At 45.3% G+C, this 21,334-nt stretch carries 14 protein-coding genes and 1 pseudogene; 8 read left to right on the forward strand and 7 right to left on the reverse strand.

Annotated features, from left to right (window positions below):
• Positions 1 to 212: 212 nt before the first annotated feature.
• Positions 213 to 3,881, reverse strand: a complete 3,669-nt coding sequence (locus QUB14_RS13950) for a CHAT domain-containing protein (RefSeq protein WP_445251842.1) — start codon at positions 3,879 to 3,881, stop codon at positions 213 to 215.
• 569 nt (positions 3,882 to 4,450) lie between these two features.
• On the opposite strand from QUB14_RS13950, the gene QUB14_RS13955 reads away from it, so the two are divergent.
• The gene (locus QUB14_RS13955; RefSeq protein WP_333217572.1) at positions 4,451 to 10,192 is read left to right on the forward strand and encodes an AAA family ATPase; all 5,742 of its coding nucleotides are present in this window, start codon (positions 4,451 to 4,453) and stop codon (positions 10,190 to 10,192) included.
• A 141-nt stretch (positions 10,193 to 10,333) separates the two neighbouring features.
• Here the strand turns inward: QUB14_RS13955 and QUB14_RS13960 are convergent, their stop codons facing one another.
• The gene (locus QUB14_RS13960) at positions 10,334 to 10,528 is read right to left on the reverse strand and encodes a hypothetical protein (RefSeq protein ID WP_333217609.1); all 195 of its coding nucleotides are present in this window, start codon (positions 10,526 to 10,528) and stop codon (positions 10,334 to 10,336) included.
• Positions 10,529 to 10,720: 192 nt separating this feature from the next.
• Between QUB14_RS13960 and QUB14_RS13965 the strand changes: the two genes are divergently transcribed.
• The 4 genes and pseudogenes from QUB14_RS13965 to QUB14_RS13980 form a co-directional block, all read left to right on the forward strand.
• On the forward strand, positions 10,721 to 11,353 hold the full coding sequence (locus QUB14_RS13965) for an alpha-ketoglutarate-dependent dioxygenase AlkB (RefSeq protein ID WP_333217573.1): 633 nt from the start codon (positions 10,721 to 10,723) through the stop codon (positions 11,351 to 11,353).
• 618 nt (positions 11,354 to 11,971) lie between these two features.
• Entirely contained in the window at positions 11,972 to 12,865 is an 894-nt protein-coding gene (locus QUB14_RS13970) for an isoaspartyl peptidase/L-asparaginase family protein (RefSeq protein WP_333217574.1), read from the forward strand.
• 203 nt (positions 12,866 to 13,068) lie between these two features.
• Positions 13,069 to 14,343, forward strand: a complete 1,275-nt coding sequence (locus tag QUB14_RS13975; RefSeq protein WP_333217575.1) for a carbamoylphosphate synthase large subunit — start codon at positions 13,069 to 13,071, stop codon at positions 14,341 to 14,343.
• A 315-nt stretch (positions 14,344 to 14,658) separates the two neighbouring features.
• Positions 14,659 to 14,826, forward strand: a pseudogene (locus QUB14_RS13980) (type II toxin-antitoxin system Phd/YefM family antitoxin); the annotation flags it as partial.
• An 18-nt stretch (positions 14,827 to 14,844) separates the two neighbouring features.
• Here the strand turns inward: QUB14_RS13980 and QUB14_RS13985 are convergent.
• From QUB14_RS13985 to hisD, 5 genes are all read right to left on the reverse strand, one after another.
• The gene (locus tag QUB14_RS13985) at positions 14,845 to 15,456 is read right to left on the reverse strand and encodes a hypothetical protein (protein ID WP_333217576.1); all 612 of its coding nucleotides are present in this window, start codon (positions 15,454 to 15,456) and stop codon (positions 14,845 to 14,847) included.
• Entirely contained in the window at positions 15,456 to 15,809 is a 354-nt protein-coding gene (locus tag QUB14_RS13990; RefSeq protein WP_333217577.1) for an STAS-like domain-containing protein, read from the reverse strand. Before QUB14_RS13990 ends, QUB14_RS13985 begins: the two co-directional genes overlap by 1 nt.
• Before the next feature lie 15 nt (positions 15,810 to 15,824).
• Entirely contained in the window at positions 15,825 to 16,634 is an 810-nt protein-coding gene (locus QUB14_RS13995; RefSeq protein WP_333217578.1) for an ATP-binding protein, read from the reverse strand.
• Between the two features lie 163 nt (positions 16,635 to 16,797).
• A complete protein-coding gene (locus QUB14_RS14000; RefSeq protein WP_333217579.1) occupies positions 16,798 to 17,226 on the reverse strand; it encodes a universal stress protein in 429 nt (142 codons plus the stop codon).
• A 326-nt stretch (positions 17,227 to 17,552) separates the two neighbouring features.
• Complete coding sequence (gene hisD, locus QUB14_RS14005; RefSeq protein WP_333217580.1) at positions 17,553 to 18,866, reverse strand: histidinol dehydrogenase; 1,314 nt, start codon at positions 18,864 to 18,866, stop codon at positions 17,553 to 17,555.
• Positions 18,867 to 19,761: 895 nt separating this feature from the next.
• On the opposite strand from hisD, the gene rpsT reads away from it, so the two are divergent.
• The 3 genes from rpsT (at position 19,762) to QUB14_RS14020 (ending at position 21,219) form a co-directional block, all read left to right on the forward strand.
• The gene (rpsT, locus tag QUB14_RS14010) at positions 19,762 to 20,064 is read left to right on the forward strand and encodes a 30S ribosomal protein S20 (protein ID WP_190660452.1); all 303 of its coding nucleotides are present in this window, start codon (positions 19,762 to 19,764) and stop codon (positions 20,062 to 20,064) included.
• A gap of 224 nt (positions 20,065 to 20,288) precedes the next feature.
• Positions 20,289 to 21,068, forward strand: a complete 780-nt coding sequence (locus tag QUB14_RS14015) for a TatD family hydrolase (RefSeq protein WP_333217581.1) — start codon at positions 20,289 to 20,291, stop codon at positions 21,066 to 21,068.
• Positions 21,037 to 21,219 carry a hypothetical protein gene (locus QUB14_RS14020; RefSeq protein ID WP_333217582.1) on the forward strand — a complete coding sequence of 61 codons (183 nt, stop codon included), beginning with the start codon at positions 21,037 to 21,039 and terminating at the stop codon, positions 21,217 to 21,219. The genes QUB14_RS14015 and QUB14_RS14020 overlap by 32 nt, the downstream gene beginning before the upstream one ends.
• The last annotated feature ends 115 nt before the right edge of the window (positions 21,220 to 21,334 follow it).

The following is a 21,334-nucleotide window of genomic DNA, read 5'->3' on the forward strand; positions in this document are numbered from 1 at the left end:
AAGGGAGCCATCGCCCGGAGGTCGCTCCGGGCGGGGCCGGAGCGCCTTTGTTAAGAAAGATGTGAGTAAGGCATAGCCTTAAGAAGGGGGGGATAAGAGTCTTATCAAAGTCAACCCCTACTCCGCAACAACCAGGGGGATTTAGGGGGATCGAGATATGTGCAACTTCACATTAAATTGGTATTACGATTGCTTTGTTCCTCGCAATGACATTACCAAGGACTCCCAATCATTGTAAAGCCCGACCAATAATAAGGATGGGAGAGGTTTTCATTAGTCAGTGTAGCTAATTCTGGCGGCAATTCTAACTTCTTATTTGAGTTAGACAAAATTAAACGGCCATTTTGAATGCGAACTTGACCTTTGATCATAGCAATTTGAGCCTGCCGCAACGCTTCCGCTTTAATCGGCGCGACCTTCAACTGATGGTAAAATTCAGCCATTAACCCTAAAGTACCTTCATCGCTGACGTTCCAAAGGGTGGCTAAAACTGACTTCACCCCTGCTTGCACAGCTAACCCCGCAAAACCTAATTCGGTGCCATCATCACCCACAGCAGTTTTGCAAGCGCTCAACACCAATAGCTCAACTTTAGGTGGCTGATTCCATCCTAGCTGGCGCACGCGATCGAGTGTTAACCTGCTATCTGATAACTGAATGTAAGAATTGCTCGGTGCTCCTGGCTTAAAGTATCCGTGAGTGGCGAGGTGAATAATCCGATAGGGTCTCTCTTGGCGCTGTGACCTAAGATTGTTGAGAGTAAAGGTTTGGTTGAGGAAGGATTTGCCTTTCCATTCGGAGGCAATAGCGTTAAGTTCTGCGGGCACTGCTAGCAAGGGTGGGTTATTAGTAAATTGTGAGGCTCCCATTGCTAAAACTTCAGCATTTTTAACACTTGCATAGCTAGTATCGGTTAAGTTGACGCTGGGAATGAGTCCGATGCTGTATTTTTCTACTAGAAATTGGGAACCGTCATGGAGGGCGGCTAAGGGGAGCAATCGCAACCCCGCATCCATACTAAAAACTAGCGTATCGATGCCCTCAGCTTTCAAATCAGCTTCCAAGGGCGCAATCATCCACTGGTAAAGTTGTTGGGATGCTGGCAAATAGCTCTCAGTATTGATGTTTCTGAGATTAAGGAGTTCAGACCTCAAATTGGCGACGACTTGCATCAAAGCTTCGCGCCGGGCGGCGGGGATGGCTTTATGAATAGGGATGCCGCTAGGGGGGACTATAATCAGGTCTAATTGTTCAGGGCGGGATAAGGCGTAGATAATGGCTGGTTTTTTACCAGTTTGGCTGGCGATGATTCTAGTTCTTTGCTGTATGGCCGTAAAAGATTGCAAATCGCGCCTAGTTTCCTGGTTAATGTATGACCCCACTTTTTCGCTATAGAAGATATCGATAAAGAAACTGGCTTGTGGGATATCGCCTTTATCGATCAGTCGTGTGATATCGCTGGGGCTAACTATATTTAGAGGCGATGCCGTTTGGACAACTTCGCTTACCCAATCGGATCTGTAGTTAAAAAGAGATTCAATTCTATTAATGATACTCAGGTTGTCAGATTGAGCGATCGCATTGGTAATTGAAATATCCGGTAATGTCGTTTGTTCTGATATTGGAGATGGCGCGGGTTCCGGTGTTGGAGATGGTGTTGGTGATGTTGGAGATGGTGTTGGTAGTGATGTTGGAGATGGTGTTGGTGGTGGTGTCGGTTGTGGTGTCGGTTCCGGCGTTGGTTGTGGGGTTGGAGATGGTGTCGGTTGTGGTGTCGGTTCCGGCGTTGGTTGTGGGGTTGGAGATGGTGTCGGTTGTGGTGTTGGTTCCGGTGTTGGAGATGGTGTCGGTTCCGGTGTCGGTTCCGGTGTTGGAGATGGCGTTGGTTCCGGTTCCGGCGTCGGTGTCGGTGTCGGTTCCGGCGTTGGTGTCGGTTCCGGTGTTGGAGATGGCGCGGAAGTAACGATCGTAATATTGCCCTGAGTGTAAGTGCTTGGCGGCACTGGCACTGCAAACTGTGGCGAAATTGTCTGGGAACCTGATGTAATGGCTCCCGCCGTCCCATTCGTTGTCGCATCGCCGACAATAAAAGGTGTAGTCGTGCCCCCTGCGTGGCGAATAATAATCGCGCCGCCACTTGTGCCATTAGCGCTGGAAATGCTCACATTTACACCGTTACTTACTGTAAAAGTGCCGCTGACTGTGAGAAGATTGCCAGCCGTGAGGTCAATACTGCCGCCAGTAGACTGAAGAGTGCCTGTAACGGCGATGTCGCTGGCAGCTTTGAGAGTAATATTACCCCCAGAAGTCGCGATCGCATCCAGTGCAATGTCCCCTGCTGATTCCAAAATCACAGGCCCGCCTGCTGTCGAAATCGCTCCCACTCCGATGCTATTGCCCGAAGCAACACCCGGTGAAGCAAAAAATGTCTCCCCTGCGGTGACATTCGGCGGCAGATTCGCAGCATTCGCCAAAGTCGAAACGCCCGATCGCAGAATTAAAGCTGCACTACCTGAAAGCACCGCCGCATCTGGATCGGCAGAATTTGACAAAGTAGTATCTGGCCCAGTGATAGTAATATCTCCCGCCGCGATCGCGCCTTTTGCTTCTACCTTAAGTGAGGTTCCAGTATAATCGCCAAATCTCACATCTCCCTCGGAGCTAATAATCGGGTCGTACAAACTCAAAAAACTGCCACCGTTGCCAGACAATGTGAGAATACTTACATTACCTCCTGCAGCGAAGTGAGCATCACCGGAAACATTGCCATTGCTCAATAATGTGATATCTCCTGCGGATTGGAATGCAGGGTTAGGATAATTTAGCGCGAAGATATCAATATTTTGATTACCTTGTATAGTAAGATTGCCGCCCGCGATCGCCCTGAAAGCGTTATTTCCATCCCGCACCCGCACCGTATCTCCTGCCAACAGATACAAGTTATTCTCAGTAAGTAGCTGGCTTTCTACCAAAGTGAGATTACGTGCTGCCGAGAGTGTAGCATTCTGACTATTAACAGTAGAACTAGCGATCGCCGCATCCCCGCTTTCCACCCTCAAACCCCCCGTCAAAACCACTTCTCCTGCACCGTTAACGGAGATACCAGTAGCAGAGTTCCTACCTGCGCCCGCAAGCAATTGCGGAAGAGACAAAGGCAGAGATAATTGCCCATTCTGTGCCAATAATCCCCCGTCAAAAGCCCCTATTTCTAAACTTAATAAATGCCCTTCTTGACTAAGCCTAACAGCATTCTCACCGGGAACAGCAGCGACAATAATATTACCTTGGGGAGCATTGAGGGAACCAGTGTTGACAACTGTGCCGCCAATTAAACTTATACTTTGCCCCGGCATGACTGCTAAAGTACCTGCATTGATGATACTTCCCGGTTGGCTGAGATTAAAGTAAAAAGTGTTTGGAGTTCCTATCAGCGTACTGTAATCGTTCGCTCCGGCAACATTGAAAAAACCGGAATCAAAACCGATGTTAGTAGCAGTAGTAGCTGTAAAGGCAGCCGGAATATTCAAGCTAGCATTAGAACCAAATATAATACCAGAGGGATTTATTAAAAACAGGTTAGAATTGCCGCCACTTCCTTGAATTAAACCGTTAATAATAGAAGGATTGCCGCCTACTACCCGTCCTAAAATGTTGCGAATAGCGGGAGTAGACATAAAATTAGCAATCTGCCCTTCGCTAAGCCCAAACTCTTGAAAACTGTGGAAAAGATTCGCTCCATCTCTAGAAGTTTGACCGCCTGTAATATTCAAGCGGTTGCCGTTGTCAGGCGTGACAGTAGTGCCAGTGCGATCGGGTGCGGGAACAATGGGTTGTCCTTGTCCCACCGCTGTACTCAAAATAGTGCCTGCGATCGCTAGCATTGCAGCACCATGTATAGAAAAGAAGGCTAGTTTCATTAGCTTTTAGCTGGCAGAGAGATCACGTATCTGACAATTATAACTTTAAGGTATTAGCTGATCAGTGCGGTCAATTGCGGCGCCGGCTTAGCTATTAAGAAGGTCGTCACCATCAGGGCGGTTGCTTTACCTAAAAATCACATTCTGCACCCTCAACTGTCAGAATCGGTTATTACTTGTTTTTATCCAGCAATAAAGCTATAATTTATAGCTTTAAACCGTACATTGACGGATAAAAAACTTTTTCAATGCCTAATTTATTACTTAAAAAATATAGTTTTATGCGTAATTATGCTGTGTGCAACCCCAGGCTGCGTAAGGTGGGCTGAAAATCAAAGCAAAAGTGCGATCGACTGTTGTGCACAATACAAATTAGGCGATCGCAATCCGGGCAACCAGAAAGTATTTGCAGGCTGCTACCCGAAAAACTAAACATTTGTTAACAAACCTTTTTTTGGCCTTTCTAACGCGCTATTCTCTACACAAAGCTGGTGCGTTTTGAGTTAGCTTTAATTTTTAGCCTAAAAATCAATATGCTCTCTATTGCAGGCGTTGCCGCCCAGACACTTCTCTATGAAAGTGCCAACTCTCTGGTTTACCGAGCCATTCGGGAAGCAGATAACCAGCCGCTTATCCTCAAACTTCTCAAAGAAAGCTACCCCACACCTCAAGAATTGGTGCGCTACCGCACCGAATACCGCATCACCCAAGAGTTGAAAGAGGCGGGAGTCGTGCGAGTATATGACTTGCAAAAATACCAAAACAGCCTCGTGATGTTTGTGGAGGACTTTGGCGGCGAATCCTTGAAAATATGGATGCAGCAGCGAAAGTTTACTCTGGAGGAATTTTTGCAAATTGCGATCGCCACCACAGAAGCATTAGGGCAAATTCACAGCGCAAACATTATCCATAAAGATATTAACCCCTCAAATATTGTTTACAACCCGGAAACGAAACAATTAAAAATTATCGACTTTGGTATTTCCACTCAGCTAACGCGAGAAACGCCAACCCTGAAAAACCCCAACATTTTAGAAGGCACATTAGCCTATATTTCACCCGAACAAACGGGGAGAATGAATCGCACTCTCGATTACCGCACTGACTTTTACTCGCTCGGCGTCACCTTCTACGAATTGCTGAGTGGAAAACTGCCTTTTAAGACAGAAGATGCTTTAGAGTTGGTTCACTGCCACATTGCCAGACAGCCACTTTCCCCCCACGAAATCGAGCCAGTAATTCCCCTAATTGTATCTCAAATAGTCAGTAAATTGATGGCAAAAAACGCGGAAAACCGCTATCAAACCGCCTTGGGAATAAAGCAGGATTTAGAAATGTGTCTGGTTCAATTACAAGAAACCGATAGCATAGAAGAATTTGACTTGGGAACGCGGGATATTACAGACCGTTTCCTGATTCCCGAAAAACTCTACGGCAGAGAAAGTGAAGTTGATAATCTATTAGCAGCCTTTGAACGAGTCAGTACAGGTAGCGCCGAAATGATGCTGGTGGCTGGCTTTTCTGGAATTGGTAAAACCGCAGTAGTGAACGAAGTCCACAAGCCAATCGCCAGACAACGGGGCTATTTTATTAAAGGCAAATACGACCAATTTGGGCGCAATACTCCTTTCAGTGCATTTGTGCAAGCTTTTCGGGAATTGATGGCGCAATTATTATCAGAAAGTGATGCTCAGGTACAAACATGGAAAACCAGGGTTCTGACAGCAGTAGGCGAGAGTGGGCAAGTGCTGATTGACGTAATTCCTGAATTAGAACGCATCATTGGCGCTCAAGATCCTGCACTAGAACTGTCGGGGAGTGCCGCCCAAAATCGCTTCAATCTGCTGATGCAGAAATTTGTACAAGTATTTACCCAAGCCGAACATCCCTTAGTGATATTTTTGGATGATTTACAGTGGGCAGATTCGGCATCGCTGAAATTGTTACAACTGTTGATGGAGGATAGGGGGCATCTGTTAGTATTGGGTGCTTATCGGGATAATGAAGTCTCCCCTGTTCATCCGTTTATGTTGACAGTGGAGGAGATTATTAAGTCTGGGGCAGTGGTTAATACTATTACGTTGGAACCGTTGAGTTTAGCAGATATGAATCTGTTGGTAGCAGATACGCTGATTTGCGGTTTATCTTTATCTCAACCTTTGACAGAATTGGTTTATCAAAAAACCCAAGGTAATCCCTTTTTCTCGACTCAATTCCTGAAGGCGTTGCAGGAAGATGGTCAAATTACTTTTGACTGGAATGTACGGCATTGGCAGTGCGATATTGCTCAAGCTAGACTTACCCACGCCTCGGATGTGGTGGAGTTTATGGCGGCGCAATTGCAGAAGTTGCCCAGAGAAAGCCAGGATGTTCTCAAGTTGGCGGCTTGCATTGGAGCGCAGTTTGATTTAGATACATTGGCAATAGTCCACGAAAAATTAACCGAACAAACGGCATCAGCATTGTGGAAAGCTTTGCAAGAAGGACTCATTTTACAGATTACAGAAGGCTATAGCTTAATTCAAACAGACGTTCAATCCCCGAATCAGTCTGTTACTAACCCAATTTATAACTTCCTGCACGATCGCGTCCAGCAAGCGGCTTATTCATTGATTCCCAACTATCAAAAACAAGCCAATCATCTCAAAATCGGACAGTTACTCCTGCAAAATTTATCAGAGAGCCAAATAGAGGAAAAACTGTTTGATATTGTTGGGCATTTGAATCTAGGAATTAAGGCGATCGCCCAACCAAGCGAACGGGAAGCCTTAGCACAACTTAACTTAAAAGCCGGACAGAAAGCCAGAAGCTCTACCGCCTACACTGCAGCAAAGATCTATCTCCAAACAGGGATTGAACTCTTGAGGACCAACTGCTGGCAAACTCAATATGAATTGACCCTAAATCTTTACGTTGCTGCTGCCGAAGCCGCCTATTTGAATGCTGACAGTGAAGGCATGGAACAGATGGCAGCACTGGTGTTGCAAGAAGCTAAGACGATTTTAGACAAAGTTAAAATTTACGAAATTCAAATCGCTAGTTACGCAGCCCAAAGTCAGATGTCGGAGGCGATCGCAGTGGGCACAAAGGCACTGAAGCAATTAGGGATTGAATTACCCACCGAACTTGACAAAGCTTTGATTAGTAAAGCGCTACAAAACCTGGCCAGCCAACTCCAGGGTAGACAAATTCAAGAACTGGTTGACTTGCCTGTAAGGACAAATCCACAAACTCAGGCCGCTATGCAACTTTCTGGGATGTTACATACAGCAATTTTCCAGGCAATGCCGGGTTTGCTGCCACTACTTAGCTCCACTATGGTGAGTTTATCGCTCCAATTTGGGAATGCACCCGCATCGCCGGTGGGGTATGCAATTCATGGTATGGTGCTGTGTGCCTTTTTGGGAGAGGCGAAAACGGGCTATGACTTTGGGCAATTGGCACTCTCATTGCTAGATCGGTTCAATGTACGGGAATTCAAGTCTCTAATTCTGGTTTTGTTTGGGGCTTTTATTCAGCATCACCAAGAATCTCTCAGAGCAACGATACCGATACTGAAAGATGGCTTTAGGGCAGGCATCGAAACTGGCGATTTTTTATACGCTAGCTACAGCATAAACGCTTACTTTTATTCTCATTTCTTCGCTGGGGTAGAACTAGACACTTGGGAAACCGAAATACTAAGTTACAGCGCTGCCTTGGCTCAAATGAAGCAATATTCTGCCCAGATTTTTTTGGATATTACGCAGCAGACAGCGAAGAACTTGAGGCAAGCCCATATTCTGTCGGATTGCCTAATAGGGACTGCATACGATGAAACAGTGATGATTCCTAAGCATCATCAGACCAATGACCTGTCGGCGCTCGCTTTTATCTACATCTACAAACTACTGCTTGCCTACTTCTTTGGGAATTACACGACTGCCCTAGACTATATTGCCCAAGCCAAACAGTATTTGATGGCAGTATCGGGATTGGTTCTTGTTCCCATTTTCCATTTTTATGCAGCCCTGACGAACTTGGCACTTTTCCCCACCCAGCCAGAAGCCAAGCAAGCTGAAATTCTCGCCGTTGTGGAAACTCATCAAAGCACTCTACACCAATGGGCGCAAAATGCTCCGATGAATTATCTGCATAAATGGTATTTAGTTGAGGCTGAACGGCAACGGATATTGGGTAATAAAGCCGAGGCGATTGAAATGTACGATCGCGCCATTTCTGGAGCCAAAGAAAATAAATTCCTCAACGAAGAAGCACTAGCTAACGAACTAGCAGCCAAATTTTATCTAGAATGGGGTAAAGAAAAATTTGCTCAAATCTACATAATTGAAGCGTATTATTGTTATATCCAATGGGGAGCAGCTGCTAAGGTAACGGATTTAGAAACGCGCTATTCCAACTTATTGATACCTCTTCAATCGCCAAATAAAAACACTAAAAATACTGCATCCGTGACGACCACTGGTTCTGGTTTCAACTTAGATATCACCACAGTAATGAAAGCTTCTCAAGCGATTTCCGGTGAAATAATGCTAGATAAGCTAATGTCGATCTTGATGAAAATTTTGATGGAAAGTGCCGGAGCGGAAAGAGGATATCTAATTTTATCAAGTCATGGAAAACTGTTAATTGAAGCTGAAGGGAAAATAGATGACAATCCCGTTACCGTGTTGCAGTCAATCTCAGTTGAAACCTGTCAAGAACTTTCCAAAGCGATTGTCAATTATGTTGCCCGCACTCTAGAAAGCGTGGTACTAGATGATGCTGCCCGAGAGGGACAATTTACCAACGACCCCTACATCCAAAAGCATCAGCCCAAATCAATTTTATGTGTGCCGCTGATTAACCAATCTCAAATCATTAGTATTGTTTACCTAGAAAACAATCTCACAGCCGGATCTTTTACGCCAGAAAGAGTGGAACTATTAAAAGTGTTATCTGGACAAGCGGCGATCTCGATCCAAAATTCTAAGCTTTATACAGAAGTCCGCGAAAGTGAGAACAGACTCGCTCAATTTTTAGAAGCAATCCCAGTGGGGGTGTCAGTGCTGGATGCTTCTGGCAACTTTTACTATAGTAATCGCCTTGCTATTCAATTATTGGGTAAAGGAGTTATTCCTGAAGTCACCAGCGAGCAACTACCAGAGGTTTATCAACTCTATAAAGCTGGAACAGAGGAGGAATATCCCTCGGCCGAATTGCCAACTACGCGGGCGTTGATTGGCGAAAGTGCCACTGTAGATGATATGGAAATTCACCAAGGCAACAAGATTATTCCGATAGAGGGTTGGGGTACTCCCATCTATGATGAAAAGGACAACATTTCTTATGCAATTGTAGCCTTTCAAGATATCACGGAGCGTAAAAAAGCCGAAACTGAGCGAATCAGATTTACAGATGAATTGTTCCAACTCAACAAAGCTTACGAGCGCTTCGTCCCCAATCAGTTCCTCCAGTTTTTAGAAAAATCAAGCATTATTGATGTGGAATTGGGCGACCAAGTGCAGTTAGAAATGTCGGTGCTATTTTCCGATATTCGCGATTTTACTACGCTTTCGGAAAGTATGACACCGGAGGATAATTTCAAATTTATCAATTCCTATCTTTCTCGTATGGAACCTGTTATTAATGAAAATAAGGGGTTTATTGATAAATATATTGGCGATGCGATTATGGCGCTGTTTAGTGGGGAAGCTGATAATGCTGTGAAAGCGGGAATTGCCATGCTGGACTGCCTCGTAGAATACAATCAAAATCGCGCTAATTCTGGCTATGTGCCAATTCAGATTGGGATTGGCATCAATACTGGAACTTTGATGCTGGGAACGGTGGGCGGTCAAAATCGCATGGACGGGACGGTAATTTCTGATGCGGTGAATTTAGCTTCTCGCGTGGAAAGTTTGACGAAAAATTATGGGGTGTCGCTATTAATCACCCAGTCAACTTACTCGCGTTTAGAAAATCCATCCGATTACGCAATCCGCACCCTCGATACGGTAAAAGTCAAGGGAAAATCTGAATTAGTAACAGTTTATGAGGTGTTTGATGCTGATGGGCCAGAAATTAAAGCGGGCAAGTTAGCTACGCTAGAATTGTTTGCAGAAGCGAGGGCAAATTACTTGGAAGGGAAGTTAGCTGAGGCGGGGCGGCTGTTTTCCGAGTGTTGGCGTCAGAATCAGGGCGATCGCGTTGCTAAAATTTATTGGGAACGCTGTCAGTCTGCATTGATGAGTCGCAGCACAAAAATTAAAGACCGGCTACACAATTTAGATTAATGATAAAAGCCCAAAGCTCGATCGCTACATTGTTGGAGGGGGATCTCATTTTCATTTTTCACGAGTGGTATTGGGGCGACGGTTGAGTGCAGTCTCGCTTCGAGGAAGTGTCGATGCTGCCACTGAATCTGGGGCAAACCGCTAGTTTGTTGCGGCTGCGGGAGTTTGTGGCGGGTAAGCAGAAAGCCTCAGAGTGATGTGAAGGCCGATCGCTTCATTGAGGACTAGAATTAGGTCAAGATCGATCAAAGCAGCGATCGCGGGCAAGGAAGGCAAAAGCAACAGTAACCGAATTTTTCTGGCATTATCTAAACTTATGTCCCTGTGTAAAAACATACCGGAACATATTCTAGACTTTTCGCCCAATTCGGTATGCAACATTAGCTCTAAGTTTGGGAAAAGTAATTATCCTTGTCTTGTTAAAATGCTAAAATTAGCTTTACATGATTAATGGTAAAGCTGGGCAGTGCTTGTGTCAACAAATGTATATTTATAAATTTCAGTAAAACGTAATCAGCGAGCAGATTTATGTATACTCAACTTTCATTGTGGGAAGAGCCAAAAGCAGAAAGCCAGAAACATGGTCAGCAATTATCTCTGCCTGATGCCGAAGTAATCATGTACCGCGACTTCTTCAATAACAATGAGAGCACCCAGATATTTGCGGAATTGTACGGCACTATTAATTGGAAGCAAGAGGTGACTCTGCTTTTTGGCAAGCAAGTCGCTATACCGCGACTTACCGCATGGTACGGAGATGCAGGTAAATCTTACACTTACTCCAACATAAAAATGGAGCCTAATCTATGGACACCTACACTCATAACAATCAAATCTAAAATAGAAGCAATAGCAGGTACATTGTTTAACAGCGTGTTGCTTAATTTATATCGCGACGGCAAAGATAGCGTAGCTTGGCACAGTGATGATGAACCAGAACTTGGTGAAAACCCAGCGATCGGTTCTGTAAGTTTTGGGGCTACTCGTCGTTTTATGCTCAGGCACAAATACCAAAAAGAAATGAAATTAGAAATTCAATTAACTCCTGGAAGCTTCCTGCTGATGAAAGGACAAACCCAGCATTTTTGGCAACACCAAATCCCGAAAGCAGCCAAAGTTACTGAACCAAGAATCAACCTTACTTTCAGGAAAGTAAGGTAAACGAATTAATGGTAATTTGCCGATGCGTTTATCTGCCTTTAGTTGCGGTTTTAATAAAAAAACATTGCAGCTTTTGTTAACAGTAAAAGTAGCGATTTTAGCACAGCAATAACAGTACCGCCGAATTAGCGATCGCACGGGAGTGCCGCTGCTAAGGCTGAATGTGGGTCAAACGGCTAGTTTGTTGCGGCTGCCCCGGTTTTTGGCGGGTAAGCAGAAAGGCTCAGACTGATGTGAAGGCCGATCGCACTTATTTTCTCTCAAAGTCTCATTCTTCACGTTTAGCAATTTTGCCTGTTAAGGTGTAGTGCATCCCCTTAAGTTTTACCTCATCTTTATTCCCTAACTCTTTCAAGTTCCTTAACTAACTCGAAGCTAAATGTGATCAAACTATTGACATAACTTTAGCAACATATATATTAATAATGCGTAAATAGCTAGGTCGGGAGGAGTACAAATCTCGACAAAAATAATTATATCTGAAGATAGACGAATCCTAAATTAAACACAGCTAGGCTATATAACTAGCATCAAATAAAATACTTAAAAATTGCTTATAATAAATTGATTGATATAAGGAATTTTTAAGTAGAGCTTCAGATAAAAAAAAGGAAATTTATGGTACTAAGCATTATTGTTCACGGTGGAGCAAAAACCATCACCGAAGAGAAGGTTGCAGCCAACAATGCAGGCTGTACCGCAGCTGCAGAAGCTGGTTGGGAAGTGCTGGCAAGGGGGGGTACAGCAGCAGAAGCTGTTGAGGCAGCTATCCGGGTTTTGGAAGCTGACCAGACATTTAACGCAGGCTTTGGATCGGTTCTCAACAACCAGGGACAGGTAGAGCTAGACGCAGCGATGATGGAAGGCGGTTCATTAGCTTGGGGAGCGCTCGCCAATGTTCAAGGCGTGCGCCATCCCATCTCGGTGGCGCGAAAGATTATGGATAAAAAACCCATGTTCTTAGTAGCGGATCACGCAGAACATTTTGCAGCAGAAAATGGAGCCGAGATGTCTGCAAAAGAAGACTTAATCGCGGATGAGCAACAGGAAGAGTGGGAGGAGGAAAAAGAAGTTATTGACCGCCCCAATACCGTTGGCTGTGTAGCTTTAGACAGCAGCGGCACCTTAGTTGCCGGTACCTCAACAGGCGGCACTATGAATAAGCCCGCCGGTCGCGTCGGCGACAGCGCCATTATCGGCTCAGGCTTGTTTGCTGAAAATAAACACGGCGGTTGCTCCACGACAGGCGATGGTGAGTCGATTATGCCAGTAGTTCTGGCTAAGATGGCGATCGACATTCTAGCGTCCGGCAAGCACCCAGACGAAGCAGCGAAGATGGCAATTGAGACTCTGGCATCTAAGGTGGCAGGAGAAGCTGGTTGCATCCTCATTGACCCTCAAGGGCGGGTTGGCTGGGCGCATAATTCAACGGACATGGCTTGTGCTTATAGAACCTCAGAAATGGACAAGGTGGCTGTGTTCACTAAGAAAAAACAACTCGTCCATCATTGAAATTATTGAGGTTGCATTCTCCCTAGTTGGAGAGAGTTAAAATTCCCCAACTAATATCTTGTTTCCTAGGTATTAACTAGCTGGACATCAATAAACATTTTTTCAATTTGTAGGGCGGGCATTGCCCACCCTACTTTTAATTGGGTCGAGCTACTTAGTGGCCGGCAAAACAGTTCAATTCACACTCGACTTGAAGGTTTCTTATGAACTCAACATACGACTTTCCTTACTTTCAGGGTAATTCTCTTTCCGATTTGTTTGCTCCAGACATCACAGATGGACGTTATGCGTTCATCCTCAATTACCCTGCAACTGCCAGTTGGGCTGCTTACCCCAACAGAAAAAAATACTTTATTCAAGACGGCAGCAGTGAAGCCACCAAAACTTCTTTCGACAAGATTGGTCAGAAGGAACCTTGGAAAAATCTGGCTGTGTTAGGCGATGCCATCCCAGGGATTGTGATTAATCAGCCGCCGAACTCGCTGATGGAGTATTGGCGGGAGCATTTTGGCTTCAGCTACAGCAGTATGGAGATGATAGACTGCTCAACTTATCTCGAAGATCTCAGCGTAAGCGATCGCTTTGACAAACTCCTGACTCTATTTCCCTTCGACAATCTCAAACCTGAAAAACACGCCGTCCATCCCGACATCCACTACCACTTGCTCAGCAAAGCAACGCTCGCAGAATTAGGGGTGCAATGTCCGAAATACCAAACCTACAATCTGCACGAAGTCAATCTCGAAAGCATTCAGTTACCAGAGCAATTCCCCTACTTGATTAAAACATCCCACGGACTTTCTGGAGAAGGCACTTATATTATCAAAAGCGCCAGCGATCTGAACTACTGCTTGCAGGAAGTGAGGAAATATCTCGATATCAAGTTGCTGGATACGATTATTGTCTCGGAATTCGTCAAGAATGAAGTGCAGAACTATTGCGTGCAGTTCTATGTAAGCAAAACGGGAAATATCACGCTTATCGGCACTACCAGCCAACTTGTCACTCCAGAGGGCAGCTATTTAGGGGGACTAATTCACTACCGCGAAACCGACATGAGTAGGTTTTTTGAGATGATTGCCGCTATTGGTAAATATGCTCACCAACAGGGTTATTTCGGCGTTATTGGCTTCGACGTGCTGGAAGACTCTGAGGGACAGTTGTATGCCATTGATGCCAATTTCCGAGTTAATGGCTCGACTCCGCTTTGTGTGCAGCGCCATACCTTACTGGGGCTGGGAAAGGAGGTGGCTAAATATTCCAGTGACTGGCGAATGGATGGAACTTTGGAATCCATTCTTGTCACACTGAAACCCGAACTCGATCGCAAGGACTTGATAATCTTGTCAGCTTTAGAGAAGGTTAAATACGGGAAAATCTACACGGAAATTTACGGGATAGTTGCGGGTGAGGATATGAAGGACATGGAGCACATCGAGCAGAATTTGCACAGTAAGGGATTGCAGCAATTGGGTTAATATCTACTCTACCGATTGCAGCGTTTGGGGTGGTGGTGCCGATCGAATTTATTAAATTTTTAAGTGCTTTGGAACAGAGATAGACGTTGATGTGCGATCGAACCTTTTGCAGCATTTTCAGCCCAGAGAGCCATTTTTAAGTTTGCTTGGGGGAGGGATAATGGTTGTGCAGTCATTTTTTTCCTATGGGAAAGCTATAATAGTGCCTCTTAAAGATGATTGTGACTATAAAAGCTAAGTCTTGTCAATTCGAAGAAAGTCCAAAGTATTGGGAAGCCAAAAACCATGTCACTCACATAAACCCAAGTAACTTATACTGAAGCTCAGACCAATCTTGATGAACTGTGCGAACAAGTCATAAGCGATCGCGATGCCATCATCACCCGCTCTGACGGCGAAAATGTAGCCTTAATTGCCACTGACGAATTGGCAAGCTTAATAGAGACAGTATATCTGCAGCGATCGCGTGTTGATTACTTATGAAGCATTTGGTCTTATTTCTTATCTAGTAATCAGCTTACCTTGATTTCTTGCTGCCGTAATTACATTACGGTTAGCAGTAAAAACTTTGATCCCAGGAACAGTCACATAATCACCATCATCAGTAATTACTTGAACTATCCCTGCTTTATCCATCGCTTCCAAAATCAGGAGATCGTAGCCATCTAAAAGCTGAGTTTGAAATCTGGTTAAAGATGCGTTAGTTGTAGTTTCATCAACTGTTACATCAGTCGATACAGCAATAGATGTTACCTGACTCCAAGCAGCTACAACTTCAGCTACTACGTTAGCTCTTTCTGTTGAGTAATTATGGCGATATTCTTTTGTCTGTAATGTAGTCGAAAAAATTTTTCGTTCCGCCTGTTCAATATTATGTGCTAACTCTGCTAAGGAAAGACCACAATATAAAAGCAATCCTTGAGCAGAAATAATTTTTCTTAAATAAGCAGAATAATCATTAATTTGATTTTGATAGTGAGGAGCCGAGGTACTGGCTTTAGTGTAAGTCAGCCAGTACCAGACATTAGTATCTACCAGAAAAATGTCATCTTTTTGAGGCGTGTCAAACTGGATATTCACTACCTCAGCCTTGACTGCATATTGGACTGCCATTATACATTTCCCACCTGTTGACTGACAATTTCATTGATTGCATTGCGGGTTGCATCATCTGTTGCGTAGTAGCGTTTTGAGTTCTTAATTACCTGTTTAAGTATCTGATTGCCTACGGGGTTGAGATTAGAAAATTTTAACAGACTGTTTAAAGTATCTGGGGAGATATCCCTAAGTAGCTGTCCAATAGCAAAATTGAAAAAGGGAGATGCAAAAATCTCTACACCATCAAAATCTAGTTCCACAGCGTGCTCTGCCAGTAGTTCTGGGTAAGTCAACTCATACACCTTCATACCGTCATCGGGTGTCATGCAAGTTTTGCCAATCAGAGTGCCAATCTTGTAAGATTTCATATTTCAGAATTTCCCTCAGAAAAGTGGGGTTTCGCCGTCGGTGTCAGAAGCCAGCACATAACTAGCTTCATCACATTGGAGGGTAATGTTAACCAGTGTCCCTCCGAAAAAAGTTTGGCGATTTTGGTAAGTTTCCTCATCTTTGTTAATCAGGACATACCCATTGTGACTGAAAAACTCCAACTTTCCTCTATTCATCTTTACAAATCTTTTCAAAGAGTCAAGTCCAACGCCTCCAGCGACATTACCGCGCCTGGTGGTATTTCCAGCTTCAAATGCCCATTTTAGGGCTTCGTCTGCTGGTAAATCAGGGAGATTTCGGAATAGGCGGACATTTTTGGGAATCCCAACACCGAAGTCAACTACAGTCAGTTTTAGTTCCTTTAGCGTGGGGTAGTGCTGTCCACAGCTAAAGACTCCGATATCTGTTTGCCCATGCTCAAAGGCGTTGGCGTAAATCTCCCAAACGGTTCCTACTATGACGTTTCGCAAGTTTTGACTTATATCAACCCAGTCTCGTCCTAGCCATTTTTCTGCTAGGTAGTCAACCAAGCCATCTTTATCTTGTTTTTTATCTTCTCGATAAGGGATAGAATTACCCTGCCAAGGTTCTTGATTCTCACAGAAAGCATAAATGAATCCGTTTTGTTTAAGATTCATTTTTACGTTGTTATGAATACTATCCCGATCAATGCTTAATTTTATCGAGCGGGATTGAATGAGACGAATCAATCCTCCCAGAAAAGCAACTGCATTTGGTTTCAGAAAATAACATTTAGAAAAGTCAATAATTACTTCTGAGCAATCCTCATTTAGTTGCTCCAAAAGTTGAAACAGTTTGTCAAAATCCTTCAGATCATCATTGATTGTAGGGATGTTGAGAGTCAGGCTCATGATTATTCTATGGAAGGCTTGATCCAGAAAGAAATTTAGTAAAATATCAATCAGCCGATCGCACTGTCAACCTCTGCGGTTCAATTCCCCCTACCTACCTAGCCCGCACCACCAACACCGAACAAGGAGCTTCAGCGACAACCTCTGCACTCACCGAACCCTCTAAAATCCGCTTTAAACCAGTCAAACCGCGACAGCCGATCGCAATTAAGTCTACTTTATAAATATTAGCCAAACGCAAAATTTCCTCTGCTGGTTGTCCCGAAACAATCTCCAATTCGCTCTGGCAAGGCAACTTTTCCTGATAAGATTGCAGCAACTTCTCTACCTCTCGGTAAGCAATCTCATCTCCCTGAGCATGAGGTCGATCGACAACCGCGTCAAAATCCGACGTACCAGAACTGACAACATGAACTAGAATCACCTTTGCCGTCGGTTCTAGCTGAAATTGTCCTACAACTTGCAGTACCTGAGTCGCTAACTCTGAATTGTCGATCGCTACCAAAACAGTATTCAATACCATGCACCTTTAAATTTCAGATATTTAGACTTTAAATTTTTCGTTGATTGTCGCCTACTTTCCACAATTTCGTCGCGCTTCCCACCAACATCATTATTGCCTACCCAGAAACCCGGTTTCTTAACATAATTGCGTCATTTAAGCAAGATTCTGGAAGAAACCGGGTTTCTTAAACCCGCATTGCGTAAGTAGATAGGTGCAAATAAACTGAGCCGCTTGTCACAGAATGTAAAGCTACCATAATCGCAAGAGAATTGCTTCCTTTCATTGCATTTCACTCGCTTTTGACGACCTATGTATTTTGCCTATCATCTACTTAAATTTACCATCTAAAACTCACCCTTTCCCTCATTTTCAGTCCGCAGCCGCACCGAATCAGCGTGAGAAGGAAGCCCCTCTGCTTCCGCCAAAACATTAATCGCCCTACTCACCTTCTTAAGTGCAGTCGGCGAATATTGAATCAAACTCGAATGCTTCATAAAAGTTTCGACACCAAGCGGCGACGCATAGCGCGGAGCACCAGAAGTCGGCAAAGTGTGATTCGGGCCAGCCAAATAATCACCTACAGCTTCCGGCGTCGAGCAGCCCAAGAAAATCGCCCCAGCGTGGCGAATTTGGTCGAGCAAAGCCCAAGGATCTGCAACTTGCAATTCCAAGTGTTCCGGGGCAAATTCGTTAGAGAGTTCCGCCGCCGCTTTGAGCGAGTCAACTACTACGACTAAACCATAGTTGGCGATCGCCTTTTCTGTTAAAGTTCGGCGCGGGTGATTTGCCAACTGTCTGTCTACCTCAGCCACCACCTTCCTAGCCAGCACCGAATCCGCCGTCAGCAAAATTGCCGACGCCATCGAATCGTGCTCAGCTTGAGCCAACATATCTGCAGCCACGTGCACAGGATTCGCCGAACCATCAGCAATAATCAACACTTCCGACGGGCCAGCCAGAGAATCGATCCCCACAGTCCCGTAAACCAGTTTTTTAGCCAGGGTGACGTAAATATTCCCCGGCCCAGTAATTAAGTCCACCTTCGGAATAGTTTCCGTACCGTAGGCTAAAGCCGCGATCGCCTGCGCCCCGCCGACCCGATAAATCTCATCAACTCCCGCTTCCTGAGCCGCTACCAGCACCGCAGGATTCATTTTCTTCTCCTGTCCGGGGGGAGTACACATCACGAGTCTCGGCACCTTGGCGACCTTCGCAGGAACCGCATTCATGATCACCGAGCTCGGATAGGACGCCTGACCCCCAGGAATGTAGATTCCCGCTCGATCGACCGGCGTGTAGCGCTTGCCCAAAACAATCTCGTCATCGCCAAACTGCACCCAAGACTTGGGTACGCGCTGTCGGTGAAACGCCTCTACCTGTTTGCAAGCCAGCCGGATGGCATTTAATAATTCTTTCGACACCTGCTGGTAAGCAGCATCCAATTCGGCGCCGCTGACCCGTAAATCTTCCACATTTAGGGTCATGCGGTCAAATTCAGCAGTGTAGTGCAGCACAGCCTGATCGCCTCTGCGCCTTACAGCTTGCAGCACCTCCCGCACGGTGGCTTCTTTGTGAACGACAAGTTCGTCATGGGTGCGATCGCAGATCCGTCGCAGTTCAGCTTGTGCCTCAACCCACTGAGTAATGATTCGCAGCATGGAGATTAGGAATGCCGTCTATAACTTCACTAACATTTGCTTGACAATTGGGGATTTTTGTGGCGTTCTCCTAGAGAAGTAGGCCACCACCAGTCCACAAGCTTAAACCGCGAGAGTCGCGGCATTTTCCAAGGCTTCAGTGCAGCGTTTAAATCTCTGTCGAGGATTTTGCAACACTGAGGACAAGTCACAACCTTCTCTCTTGAATTGCCCGCCAGAGAACCGGTTGCGGAGGGAGAGGGTGGGAACGCAGAAGGGGAGAGTGTCCGACCCCGATAATATCCGAGAGGGAGAGTGTTCGAGCGGGAGAATTTTGATTCTGCCTTCTACCTTCTACCTTCCGATCCGGCTGTCTTCTACCTTTTACCTTCTACCTTCAGCTTTTTACCTTCTACCTTCGGTAAGTGCTTCTTGCCGAAGCCCAAATAACCCGTATTCTTTGTTATAGCTTAACTTGGATTTTTCAGAGAATTGGATTTTAAGCAGAATAGGTGCTATATTAGTTTTTCCAACACCTGATAATTTTTTTATAAAAAAACGCCAAATTATTGTATACTTGAAAATTGCGCGCAAGAAACCGTGACTTTAACTCGTGACGGTGGAAACACCGCAAAACGCCTCTGTAACACCCATGTTCTACCTTATGGGTATTGTCAGGGGTAAAAAACAGGTAGTTAAATGAGTCAATAAAAAATTATTGCGCGGGCGTCGCCGAAAAGTAGCCACAGACTCAGCTCAATCTGAGCTAATGGAAAGTTGGCTGTCTCACTCCGCCTTTAAAAATCAAGCTTTTTGCGGATCGATCCCGAAAAGGTTGTCCTTCAAAATCCCCGTGTCTTGGGACTCTCTTGAGACTAAGGTGTATCAATGAATACCTACTTCCAGCAACTGAACTATGGCAAATATTAAGTCCGCCGTCAAACGAGTCAAAATCGCCGAACGTAACCGCTTGTACAACAAATCTTACAAGTCAGCGGTCAAAACTTTGATGAAGAAGTATTTCGCTGCCGTAGACAAGTACGCCGCAGCTCCGAGCCCGGAATTAATGCAAGAAGTTCAGCAGCGAATGTCTGAGGCCTACAGCAAAATTGACAAAGCTGTCAAAAAAGGTGTACTCCACCGCAACAACGGCGCTCGCAAAAAGTCCCGCTTGGCAAGAACCCTCAAGCCACATGAACAATCATCGGTAGCATCTTAAGGAAGCAGAAAGTTCGGCAACGAAGCAGTGTACAAGATTGAAGGGATGGATGTTGAGGGAAGAAGTCAAGGGTGAAGAAGTCAAGGGTGAAGAAGGAAGAAGGAAGAAAGAAGACGGAAGATTTTTCCCACACACTCTCTGCCACTCCCACTCCCAGACTCTCTCACCCGCCCTCGCCCTATCCCACCAGGACTCTCCCGTATCACCTCTAATCTGCTTCCCCCATGCAGCTCATCGACACTCACGTTCATATCAACTTTGAGACCTACAAATCTGAATTAGAAGCCATTCGAGAACGCTGGCGCGAAGCTGGTGTAGTTCGGTTGGTTCATTCTTGTGTAGATCCAGAAGAGTTTGCCGGCATTCAAGCAATCGCCAATCAGTTTGCCGAAGTCTCGTTTGCGGTTGGACTCCACCCCCTAGATGCCGAGAAGTGGACAGACGAGACGGCGAGCCAGATTAGGGAATTAGCGAATTCGGACTCTAGGGTAGTGGCGATCGGCGAAACCGGACTGGACTTTTATAAAGCTGACGATCGAGAACACCAGTTTAAAGTGTTTGAGGCACAGCTTGAAATCGCCCAGGAACTTGACAAACCAGTCATTATCCACTGTCGCGACGCCGCCGCCCCAATGGCCGAAATGCTGAGGAACTTTTGGCAAACACGCGGGCCAGTGCGCGGGGTCATGCACTGCTGGGGAGGCACGCCCGAAGAAACCCAGTGGTTTTTAGACCTAGGTTTCTACATCAGTTTTAGCGGAACAGTAACCTTTAAAAAAGCCTTGCAAATACAAGAATCAGCTTGTATGGTAAATAGCGATCGCATCCTAGTCGAGACAGATTGCCCTTTTCTCGCCCCCGTACCCCAGCGGGGAAAACGCAACGAACCAGCCTACGTCTACTACGTAGCCGAGCAAGTTGCTAAATTGAGAGGAGTTTCTCTCTTAACTTTGTCCCAGCAGACAACCGAAAATGCCTGTCAGCTATTCGGCTTTTCAGTTTAGTTATAGCAGAACAGAGAAACGAGGAAAACAGGTCGATTTAGGAGCCAGCGATCGGGACAATTTCATTTCTATCCTGCCGGAAAAACCGGATTCATCCTTTATTGGAGATTCTTTTGGCGTTGGCTGCTGCGATCGGATTTGCGTCCTATAATAAAAAGAACCGCCCGATCGGGCGTTGGCTTAGTATCCGCGACTGCGATGTCGCCCCGGAAATGCCAACACAACGCGAGTACGCTAACCTTCGGGATCGGCAAAAACTTCACGCA

Origin of the sequence: Microcoleus sp. B3-D2, from assembly GCF_036705345.1 — a bacterium.
Taxonomy (GTDB): Bacteria; Cyanobacteriota; Cyanobacteriia; order Cyanobacteriales; family Microcoleaceae; genus Microcoleus.